General features: G+C 67.4%; 11 protein-coding genes. 2 read left to right on the forward strand and 9 right to left on the reverse strand.

The annotated features are described in order from the left end of the window. Positions 1-338, forward strand: a 338-nt coding sequence (locus AB7O82_RS30280) for a hypothetical protein (RefSeq protein ID WP_428620953.1), incomplete at its 5' end; no start/stop codon positions are given. Here AB7O82_RS30280 and AB7O82_RS30285 read toward each other — a convergent pair. From AB7O82_RS30285 to AB7O82_RS30295, 3 genes are read right to left on the reverse strand one after another with little or no spacing between them, the layout of a single operon-like run. Next, positions 335-724 carry an HNH endonuclease gene (locus AB7O82_RS30285; RefSeq protein WP_428620954.1) on the reverse strand — a complete coding sequence of 130 codons (390 nt, stop codon included), beginning with the start codon at positions 722-724 and terminating at the stop codon, positions 335-337. The two genes, AB7O82_RS30280 and AB7O82_RS30285, sit on opposite strands and share 4 nt — an antisense overlap. Before the next feature lie 47 nt (positions 725-771). Further along, positions 772-1,248: a hypothetical protein gene (locus tag AB7O82_RS30290; protein ID WP_428548917.1), complete on the reverse strand. Its 477-nt coding sequence runs from the start codon at positions 1,246-1,248 to the stop codon at positions 772-774. A gap of 18 nt (positions 1,249-1,266) precedes the next feature. Continuing rightward, entirely contained in the window at positions 1,267-1,848 is a 582-nt protein-coding gene (locus AB7O82_RS30295) for a hypothetical protein (RefSeq protein ID WP_428548914.1), read from the reverse strand. An 81-nt stretch (positions 1,849-1,929) separates the two neighbouring features. On the opposite strand from AB7O82_RS30295, the gene AB7O82_RS30300 reads away from it, so the two are divergent. After that, on the forward strand, positions 1,930-4,470 hold the full coding sequence (locus AB7O82_RS30300) for a DUF6600 domain-containing protein (RefSeq protein ID WP_428620955.1): 2,541 nt from the start codon (positions 1,930-1,932) through the stop codon (positions 4,468-4,470). A gap of 42 nt (positions 4,471-4,512) precedes the next feature. On the opposite strand, the gene AB7O82_RS30305 is transcribed toward AB7O82_RS30300, so the two are convergent. From AB7O82_RS30305 to AB7O82_RS30330, 6 genes are all read right to left on the reverse strand, one after another. Next, complete coding sequence (locus AB7O82_RS30305) at positions 4,513-5,481, reverse strand: D-2-hydroxyacid dehydrogenase (protein ID WP_428548908.1); 969 nt, start codon at positions 5,479-5,481, stop codon at positions 4,513-4,515. Between the two features lie 14 nt (positions 5,482-5,495). Then, positions 5,496-6,263 (reverse strand): amino acid ABC transporter ATP-binding protein, encoded by a 768-nt coding sequence (locus tag AB7O82_RS30310; RefSeq protein WP_428548926.1) that lies wholly within the window; start codon positions 6,261-6,263, stop codon positions 5,496-5,498. 10 nt (positions 6,264-6,273) lie between these two features. After that, positions 6,274-6,945, reverse strand: coding sequence for an amino acid ABC transporter permease (locus tag AB7O82_RS30315; protein ID WP_428548905.1), 672 nt, complete (start codon positions 6,943-6,945; stop codon positions 6,274-6,276). A gap of 1 nt (position 6,946) precedes the next feature. Continuing rightward, a complete protein-coding gene (locus tag AB7O82_RS30320) occupies positions 6,947-8,185 on the reverse strand; it encodes an NAD(P)/FAD-dependent oxidoreductase (RefSeq protein ID WP_428548902.1) in 1,239 nt (412 codons plus the stop codon). Then, positions 8,185-9,030 (reverse strand): transporter substrate-binding domain-containing protein, encoded by an 846-nt coding sequence (locus tag AB7O82_RS30325; RefSeq protein ID WP_428548899.1) that lies wholly within the window; start codon positions 9,028-9,030, stop codon positions 8,185-8,187. Before AB7O82_RS30325 ends, AB7O82_RS30320 begins: the two co-directional genes overlap by 1 nt. A 382-nt stretch (positions 9,031-9,412) precedes the next feature. Beyond that, positions 9,413-9,717, reverse strand: a 305-nt coding sequence (locus AB7O82_RS30330; RefSeq protein WP_428620957.1) for an enolase C-terminal domain-like protein, incomplete at its 5' end; no start/stop codon positions are given.

Genomic DNA, 9,717 nt, shown 5'->3' on the forward strand with positions numbered 1-9,717 from the left:
TCTGGGCGCTGGCCGCCGAGACCATGGAGGAGGCGCAGCACCACTTCACGTCACGCGCTCTCTCCCGCATGAACCGCGACCGCGGCATTCTCGCGCCGCTCGATGCGCCCGACACCGCCGCCGAGGCCCTGAAAGCCTATGATCAGGGCCGCGTCGAGCGGTTCCGCCGCGAGTCCTTCGTCGGCACGGGCCCGCAAGTCGCGGCACGCATCGAAGAGCTGAAGAACCGGGTCGGCGTCGACGAGATGGCGGTCGTCACCTGGACGTACGACGAGGAGGTGCGACGGGCGAGCTACACGCACCTCGCCCGCGCCATGGGGTTCGCGCCAGCGCTCTAGCCGACATTGTCGTAGGCCGCTCGATGACGACGCAGATATTCGGGACGTGGCCAATACGCTTGGTTCTCTGGCAAGCGAACACGTTGAAGCTGCTTCTGAAACAGCGCCTGTAGCTCGCTCGGTATTCTGTTGTGTGACACGAGCAAGCCATAGTCGTCTGTCAGCGAAATGAGATGCCGGTCAAACAGCCAGTGCGCTGTAGCGGACAGTGCCAACCCATTCTGCACAACGTCCGGACCGCCATTTGCGACCGACCAGATATGTGCCGCCTGGACCTCCGCTTTGCCACCGCCATTCAAGATTCGTAGGCCAGTCACAGCACAAGTATTGTCATACGCTTCGCACACATGTCTTCGAAAGTTCGCTTCCCGCACCTTTCGGTTCATTAAAATCTAAACGACTTTTCTTTCCTGCTCAGCCTCCGGCGCAGTGACTAGGCAAGCGTATCCGAATCAAGGTGCGCAGGGTCCAATTCAAGTCGGACCGCGTTCGCCGGTGACAACGTCTCTTTCAAACCTGTCCGGACGATATCGCCGAACTCAATGTCGGTAATCACTCGCACGGATCGCCCCTGTAGTGTGCGGCCTATCAGGGACCGTTTGGGCAGATACTCCAGTTGGCGTTCATGGAAGCCACCAGGCCGCTCCAGGGGCACAATCTCATCGAATGGCAGGAAGTCTGCCATTCGAGCATATGAATGACTCGAACGCGCAGGGTCCGGTTCGATGCCAATCACGCGCGCTGCCGTGAAATAGCCGATACGCGCTCCGCCTCGACGAGTCGCCCGGTAGACAATCCAATCGCCCACCACCGTTCTTGCTTCCGGCAAGTAGCGATTGGGAAAATGGTATCGTGACTGAATTTCGTCGTCGTAACCCGACCCTGGTCGGGAATCGAAGACGGCTTTCATCGGTTGTTAAGCGTGCCTTCAGCGCGGCTCCGTCCAGCTCTCCGAGAAGGCCAGCGCCGAGGTGCTGAACGGCCGCCCTTCGCGCTGGCGGGCCCACGACTTGCCGCGTGCCTGCTGGCCGTTCACCGTGAGCCGCGTGCCGAGTGCCGGCACCAGCACAGTGCAAACGCCGTAGGGCCTGGGGTTGGGCTGCTGGTTGGGCTCGGTGTGAATCAGCAGCGGTTCGCCGATGTCGTGCCAAGTGAGCGAGATCTCGCCGTCGTGCGTCTCGACATGCTCGGTCCAGAAGTAGCGCGGATCGCCCGACTTGGAGAACGCCGCATCGTGCACCGGAATGGTCAGGTCCTTGAGCTCGGCATTGAGCATTCCCTGAACGGTCTGCTGCAGCCAGCGCGCCATGGCGATGTTGTCGGAAAAAATGCGCCAGCCACCGTGCGTGAGCTCGCTCTTGAGGTAGAGCACGTGTCCCGGACCGGCCGGGCAGAACAGGATTCGCCAGAAGCTGGCGTCGGTCGAGTTGGGGTCGCCGTCCTTTTCACTGAGGCGAATGAACGGGTTCTCGCCCGTCAGGATCAGGCGATGCGGGTCTAACACGGCCATCTTCACTCCTCCCCTGCCGGAACCGGCCTGCCGGTGCGGCGTTCAAGCGGATTGCAGGCAAAGCCTAGCAGGAGCCGCGCAATGGGCGAACTCTTTCGTCATGCCGCCATCGCCGTGATGACGGCGATTGCCGGATCCACCCTCGCCTGGTCGAGCGTCGCACTGGCGCAGGGTGAACCGCCCGCCCGGGTCGGGCGGCTTGCCTATACCAATGGCGCGGTGTCCTTCCACGACGATGCGGAGAGCGCCTGGAGGCCGGCTGTCGTCAACACGCCCCTCACCACGGGCGACGCGATCTGGACCGAGCCCAACGCCCGCAGCGAGATCTCGCTCGCTGGCACGCGCATTCGCATGGAAGGCGCCAGCGAACTCGACCTGCTCGCGCTCGACGATGAGCAGACCCGCCTGCGCCTCTCGCAGGGCCGCATCGACATCAAGACCTTCTCGCTCGATGCCAGCCAGCCTTACCAGATCGTGACGCCGCGCGGCACGGTCACGCTTTTGCAACAGGGCGACTACTACGTCGAGGCCGGCTCGCTCGAGGATCCGACGCGGCTCGGCGTGCGCAGCGGCGCCGCCCAGATCGAGGCTCTCGACGGACAGGTGCTGGCCGTGCGGCCGGGAGAGGTCGGCGAGGTGCTGGGCGATGCGTCCATGCCGCAACTGCGGACCGTCAGCGCGCCACCACCGGCGCCGCCTGCCTTCTGGGCCAGTCGTGATCGCCTGGTCGTGTACGACCAGCCACCGCAGTACATGCCCGCCGGCGTCACCGGCTACGAGGATCTGAACGCCTACGGCACCTGGGTGAACGACGGCAGCTATGGAATGGCCTGGATACCGCGCGCCGTGCCCGTCGGCTGGGCGCCCTATCGCACCGGCCATTGGGTCTATCAGCAGCCTTGGGGCTGGACTTGGATCGACGACCAGCCGTGGGGCTTCGCACCGTATCACTATGGTCGCTGGGCCAACCGCAACAATCGCTGGATGTGGGTGCCGCCGCAGCGCGACACGCGCCCGATCTACGCGCCCGCCCTGGTGGCATTCGTCGGCGGCGTGGAGCTGGCGGTGACCCTGGCCGATCGCAGAAACGCGCCGGTCGGCTGGTTCCCGCTGGGGCCGCGCGAGGTCTACGTGCCGGCCTACACGACCAACCGCGACTACTATCGGCGCATCAACCGCTCCGCCGCGGTGCAGGATCGTCTGCTCGACGACCGGTGGCGGCGCACCGAATGGCGCGAAGGCGGCATCACGGCCCAGAATCTGCGCCTGATGAATCAGCGCTTCGCGACCGTCGTGCCGGCCGCCGCCTTCATCGGCTCGCAGCCGGTGTCGCGCGCGGCGCTGCGCGTCGCTCGGGACCGGGTGGCGACCGTTCCGGTCGTGCCGGTTGCCGCGCCGCCGGCGCCGACCCTCTCCGTCACGCGACCTGGCGTTGCACCGGCGCCGGCGTCGCCGGCACCCGGGGCGGCGACGCCACCACCAAGGACTGTGGCGCCAGCCGATCCGCGAGCACAGGCGCAAGCGCGAGCCGCCGCCAACATCGCCGTCACCAGAACCGCAGTCGCCGACATGCCGACGCTCGCGAAGCCAGCAGCACCTGACAGGCGCGCCGCTCCTGGTCCCAGGAACGCCGCCGCACCTCCGGCCAGCGCGCCCGGTGCTCCGGCGGGTTCGACCGACAAGCCGGACGTGCCGAAGCTCGTGCCACGCCAAGGCGCCGAGCCACCAGCATTGCAGGGCACCGTCACGCCTCTGTCTCCGCGGACCGGTCGGCCCAGCGAACAGCCCGGGCGTCCCGCGGCAACGCCTTCTCCACAACCTCCGACTGCCAGCGAGCCGGCCAAACCCGGCGAACCTCCGCAGCAGCAGGCAACGCCACCGGAGCCTCGACCCGCGCCTCAGCCGCAGAGACCGGATGAACCGCCGAGACAACAGGCCGCGCCGCCACCGCCACAGCGGCAGCCCGCGCCCCGGACGCCAGGGCCCGCCGAACCACAGCGCCCGCAAGTCGCCCCCGCACCGCCGCCATCGGCGGCGCAACCGCCGCGACCGGCCGAGACTCCGAGACAGCAGGCTGCACCGCCTCGTCAGCCGCCGCCCGCGGGTCAGACATCGAAACCCGCCGAGCCGCAACGAGAACAGGCTGCTCCGCTCCAGCAGCCGGCACCGCAGCCGCCGCGGCAGGCCGAGCCGCCGAGACAACAGGCGGTACCGCCACCGCAACAGCAGCCGGCGCCGCAACCGCGCCGGCAGGCCGAGCCGCCGAGGCAGCAGGCTGCTCCTCCTCCGCCGGCGCCGCAGGCTCCGCAGCCGCCGAGGCAGGCCGAGCCGCCGAGGCAGCAGGCAGCACCACCTCCTCGTCCGGTCGAGCCTCCACGGCCGCCGCAAGCGGCGCCTCAGATGCCGCCTCAACGGGCCGTGCCGCCGCCACAGGCGCCGCGTCCACCACAGGAAGGACGCACGGCGCCACCTCCGGCCCCCAGGCCTCAGGCCGCGCCGCCGCCTGCTCCCGGCCAGGCCCAGTCTCCGCCGCAGCGGGCACAACCGCCGCAGCAACAGCAACAGCCGCAGCAGCCGCAACGGCCTGCACCAACCCAGCAGAAGGGTGACGACAAGAAATAGCGGCGCACCGAGACAGCGAGGCGCGCCGCAGACGGTGTCTCGTCAGAGAACCTGGTTGCGCAGCGCCGTCTCGCCGCGCCACAGGCGGTCGAGATTCTCCGTCAGGATGTCGAGCACGTTGTCCTCATAGGCGCGCGTCTCGCCCGCGGTATGCGGCGTGACGAAGACATTGGGCATGGTCCAGAGCGGCGAAGGCTGGGGCAGCGGCTCGTCCGCCGTGACGTCGATGGCGGCGGCCCAGATGCGGTTGTGCTGCATGGTGTCGATCAGGGCCGCCTCGTCGGCCACCTTGCCGCGCGCCACGTTGACGAAGATCGATGACGGCTTCATGGCCGCGAACGCGGCCTTGCTCATCAACCCCGTGGTTTCCGGCGTGAGCGCGCAGGTCAGCGCCACGATGTCGGCCTGTGGCACGAGGCTCACCAGGTCGCCCATGCCGTAGATCGAATCCGCGCCGTTCTCGCCTTGCGAGGGATCGCGACGGATGCCGATAACCTTCATGCCGAAAGCCTTGGCGAGCAACGCGAGATGACTGCCGATGCGGCCCATGCCGACGACCAGCAGAGTCTTGCCGCCGAGCTCGTCCTCGCGCTGGCCGAGATCGCCGATCATGCCGCGCCACATCTTGCGGTGCTGGTTGTCGCGCGCCTCCGGCAGGCGGCGGAACACCGCCAGGATCAGCGCGATGGCATGCTCGGCCACGGCGCGGGCATTGACGCCGGCGGCGCTCGCGAGCCGCACCCCCTTGGCGCCGAGCTGCTCCCGGGAATACTGATCCATGCCCGAGCTGATCGACTGGATGAACTTCAACTTGCCGGCATGCGGGATCAGGTCGTTCTTCCACATGCCGGAGACGACCACGATGTCGGCCTCGCCGACCCGCTTCACCAGGTCGTCGTAGGCCCATACCTGGAAATTCCTGATGCCGGTGTTGCGCGCCTCGAAGCGCGCCTGCATCTGGTAGGCCGCATGGGCAAAGCAGATCGTCAGCTTGTCCTTCGCCGGAAACATTCGCCGAAACTCCCCTAACTCTTGCGTTCGCCGATCGTGCTGTGGAAGCGCGACAGGAACGACGCCGTACGCGGGTTCCTGGGCCGCAGCAAGACCTCTTCGGCAGCCCCGTGCTCGACCACCTGGCCCGCATCCATGACGACGATCTGGTCGGCGACGTCGCGCGCGAAGGCCATCTCGTGAGTCACCACGATCATGGTCGTGCCCTCGGCCGCGAGCTGCTTCATGACGTCGAGCACCTCGCCCACCAGCTCGGGATCGAGCGCCGAGGTGACCTCGTCGAACAGCATGATCTCGGGCGCCATCGCCATGGCGCGCGCGATGGCGACACGCTGTTGCTGGCCGCCCGACAGGTTGCGAGGAAACCGGTCGGCGAAGGAAGCCAGGCCGACCTTGGCCAGGAGATCGCGCGCGATGCCCTCGGCTTCAGGCCTGGCCATCTTCTTCACGATCACCGGCCCCGACATGACGTTCTGCAACGCCGTCATGTGGGGAAAGAGGTCGAACTGCTGGAACACCATGCCGATGCGGGCGCGAAAGCGCGCCAGGTCGCGGCCGTGAGGCATGGAGCGCTTGGCACTGAAATCGATGCGACGGTCGCCGACCTCCAGCGTGCCCGCCGAGGGCTCCTCCAGGAGATTGATGCAGCGCAGGAAGGTCGACTTGCCGCAACCCGACGGGCCGATCACGACCACGACCTCGCCGCGCTGGACCTCGAGCGACACGCCGCGCACCGCCTCGACCGTCCCATAGCTCTTGCGCAGGCCATCGACCTTGACCATCGCCTGGCCACTACTGGTCAACGCGCGCCTCCAGGCGGGCCGCCCACAGGGTGAGCGGATAGAGGATCACGAAATAGGCGATGGCGACGCTGCTGTAGACCTCGAGCGGCCGGAAGGTGTCGGAGACGATGATCGAGCCGGTGTACATCAGGTCGGGGATCGCCACGACGTAGAGCAGCGACGTGTTCTTGAGCTGGATGATCGACTGGTTGACGAAGGGTGGCACCATGCGCTTGGTGGCTTGCGGCAGGATGATGTGGCGCATCAGCTCACCGCCCGTCATGCCGAGCGCGCGCGAGGCCTGCCACTGGCCCTTGTCGATCGAGATGATGCCGGCGCGGAAGATCTCGGTGGCGAAGGCGCCCATGTAGAGCGTGAGCCCGAGGCCGGCGGCGAACCAGTCGGGCAGCTCGACCTGCAGGACGATCGGCAGCGCGTAGTAGAACCACACGATCTGCACCAGCAGCGGCGTGCAGCGGAAGATCTCGACGTAGTAATGCACCGGCAAGGTCACCCAGCGGCTGCGCACGAGCAGCAGCAGGCCGCAGATCACGCCGATGATCATGCCGCCCAGCACCGTGCCCACCGAGTAGGCGAGCGTGACGCCCAGTCCCTTGGCCCAGAGATTCGTGTAGCTGAGGACGAGACCGAAATCCCAGGTGTAGGCGACCGCGAGGACCATCTCAGAAACGGTCCGGCCGGAACGGCGCCAGGTCGACCGTCGTCGGCCGGCCCGTCGCGAGCTCGGCGATGAGCTTGCCGGTGATGCCCGCCATGGTGAGGCCGAGATGGTCGTGGCCGAAGGCGAAGAACACGTTGCTGTGGCGCGGCGAGCGGCCGATCACCGGCTTGGAATCGGGATGCGACGGCCGCGGGCCCATCCACCTGGAGGCGGGCTCGCCCTTCAGCGCGGGCACCAGCTCCTTGGCATGGCGCCCGATCATGTCGGCGATGCGCATGTCGGCCGGGGCGTCGGGGGCGGCGAACTCGGCGACGCCGGTGGCCCGGATACCCTCGTGCATGTGGGCCAGCGACACGCTGCGGTCGGCCGAGACCAGGGCGCGGCGCAGGCCGAATTCCTGGTTGGCGAACATCACGTGATAGCCGCGCTCGGCCTCGAGCGGCACCGACGTGCCGAGCTGCTTCGCCAGCGGCCGCGACCACACGCCGGCGGCCAGCACGACGGTCTCGACATCCAGCGGCCCGCGGTCGGTAACGATCTTGGTCGGTCCCTCGCCGCCGATCTCGAAACCGCGCACGTCAGCGTTGACGATCTCGCCGCCGCGGCGCACGAAATCCCTGGCCAGCGCCTCGCACAGCCGCCACGGATCGATGGTGCGATTGACGTCGGGCAGCGACACCGCCTTGACTATCCGGGGCGACAGCGCGGGTTCCATCTGCCGCGCCTCGTTGCCGTCGAGGATGTCCATGTGCACGCCGTTGCGGCGGCGCAGGTCGAGCGCATAGGCGGCGTGCCGGAACGTCTCCTCGCTCTCGAACAGCATCATCAGGCCGTCGTCCTTGACCCACTGCTGCGCATCGGCATCCTCGATCAGCGGCGCATAGCCGGCATGGGTATGCACCAGCAGCGAGTTGCGGGCGGCGGCGATCTCCTCGACGCGCGACGGCCGCGCCGCTGCGATGAAGCGCAGGAACCACGGCAAGGCGGCGGGCACATGACTCCAGCGCAGCTTCAGGGGCGAGGTGGAGTCGAACAGCATCCTGGGCACCTTCTTCAGCACGCCCGGCATCGCGAAGGGCACGCACGAGGCGATGCCGAAGCTGCCCGAGTTGCCGAAGGTGGCCTTCATGCCCGGCTCGCCCTTTTCGACGAGCCGCACCTTGAAGCCTTCGCGTTGCAGATGAAGTGCGCAACAGACGCCGACGATGCCGGCGCCTATCACGGTGACGGATTTGGCCATCAGTTCGGCGAGAACGACACGGTCGACGGAATCTCCAGGCCCTCACGCGCCAGCGCCGCCTTCATGCGCGCCTCGTTGTGGCCCAGCAGGATGTTCCACTCGGCCCAACGGTTGAGGAATTTCTGCCAGCGCTGATCCTCCTCCAGGCGCAGGCCGATATAGCCCGGCAGGGCCACGCGCGGCGTCGGATTGACGAAGTCGCCCAGCCCGGGATTCTTGGACTTGGCGACCATCGAGTTCAGCACCGTCGTGGTGAAGGCATCGGCGCGACCGGACGACACGGCAAGGGCGATCTCGGCGGCCGACTTGAACTCCACGCGCGTCGCCTTGGGGGCCATCTTGCGCAGCAACAGCTCGTCGGACGTGCCGGTCATCACGGCGACCTTGACGCCTTCCTTGTTGTAGTCCGCCCACACCCGGCCCTTGAACTTGGGATTGTTCACCGTCACCCATTCGATCCAGTAGATCGGCCCGGCGAAGTCGATGGCGGTGGCGCGCAAGGGCGTCGCCTGCAGGGCGAAGTTCATGTCGACCTTGCCCGACTGCAGCGACAGCACGGCCTCGCCGAAGCCGCCGACCTCGACCGGCACGTACTTCACCTTGAGCTCGTTGGCGATGTCCTTGCCCATGTCGACCATGGCGCCGACCCATTCGCCGCTCGACTTGTCGCGCATGAAGTAGGGCGAATACTCGAAGATGCCCATGCGCACCTGGCCGGTGCGCTTGATCAGCTCCCAGGTCGATTCGGTCTTGCCTTGGGCACGGGCCGGAACGGCGGCCACCGCGACGCTCGCGGCGGCGGCAACGACTGTCGCGGAAGCGACATCACGACGACGGATCCCCATATCCCTTCTCCTCTCGTTCTGCTTGTTGTCGCGCCGATCTGTGCCGGCTCGCTGCCCCAGGCGCTCGAGGAGGCGAAACGCGCGACGAGTCTAGGTGCCGGTCTTCACCCCCGTCAAGCAATCACGCAAGACGCGCGCCAACCAGTGCTGGCGTCCGTGTCATCGCGGACGCAGGTCATGGCTGGGAGCGCGCCACTCCGTGGCGCTCATGCTCCTCCTCAGCTTCGCTGGGGAGGTGTCGCCGTCTTACGGCGACGGAGGGTCATGGCTCTCATGAGTCGTGACCCCTCCGTCCGCGATGACGCGGACACCTCCCCGGCGAAGCTGGGGAGGTGCATGACATGAGCGCCTCGGAGTGGTGCGCTCCCGGCGGAAGCTCCTCTCAACGCAACGTCTCCACCGCGTAGTGCCTCACCCGGTCCTCGTCGACCCCGATGCCGAGGCCTGGCGTGCGCGGCACGATCACGCGGCCGTTCTCGATCGGGAACGGCTCGGCGAGAAGGTCGCGCTCCAGGAAGTACTTGGCCTGATAGAACTCGCAGCCCAGCGAGATATTCGGAGTCGCGGCGATGACGTGCGTGCCTGCGAGGTGGGCGATGCCGGTCTCGAACATGTCGCCGCCGTAGCAGGCGATGCCGGCAGCCTCGCAGATCGCCGACACCTTGCGAGCGGCCAGCATGCCGCCGT

It is taken from the genome of Reyranella sp., from assembly GCF_050185545.1.
In the GTDB taxonomy this organism is placed as follows: domain Bacteria; phylum Pseudomonadota; class Alphaproteobacteria; order Reyranellales; family Reyranellaceae; genus Reyranella.

What these genes read in the sequence shown, in the direction of transcription:
- AB7O82_RS30285 (WP_428620954.1), bottom strand. Translation starts at nt 724, where the DNA reads ATGAACCGAAAGGTGCGGGAAGCGAACTTTCGAAGACATGTGTGCGAA.
- AB7O82_RS30290 (WP_428548917.1), bottom strand. Translation starts at nt 1,248, where the DNA reads ATGAAAGCCGTCTTCGATTCCCGACCAGGGTCGGGTTACGACGACGAA.
- AB7O82_RS30295 (WP_428548914.1), bottom strand. Translation starts at nt 1,848, where the DNA reads ATGGCCGTGTTAGACCCGCATCGCCTGATCCTGACGGGCGAGAACCCG.
- AB7O82_RS30300 (WP_428620955.1), top strand. Translation starts at nt 1,930, where the DNA reads ATGGGCGAACTCTTTCGTCATGCCGCCATCGCCGTGATGACGGCGATT.
- AB7O82_RS30305 (WP_428548908.1), bottom strand. Translation starts at nt 5,481, where the DNA reads ATGTTTCCGGCGAAGGACAAGCTGACGATCTGCTTTGCCCATGCGGCC.
- AB7O82_RS30310 (WP_428548926.1), bottom strand. Translation starts at nt 6,263, where the DNA reads ATGGTCAAGGTCGATGGCCTGCGCAAGAGCTATGGGACGGTCGAGGCG.
- AB7O82_RS30315 (WP_428548905.1), bottom strand. Translation starts at nt 6,945, where the DNA reads ATGGTCCTCGCGGTCGCCTACACCTGGGATTTCGGTCTCGTCCTCAGC.
- AB7O82_RS30320 (WP_428548902.1), bottom strand. Translation starts at nt 8,185, where the DNA reads ATGGCCAAATCCGTCACCGTGATAGGCGCCGGCATCGTCGGCGTCTGT.
- AB7O82_RS30325 (WP_428548899.1), bottom strand. Translation starts at nt 9,030, where the DNA reads ATGGGGATCCGTCGTCGTGATGTCGCTTCCGCGACAGTCGTTGCCGCC.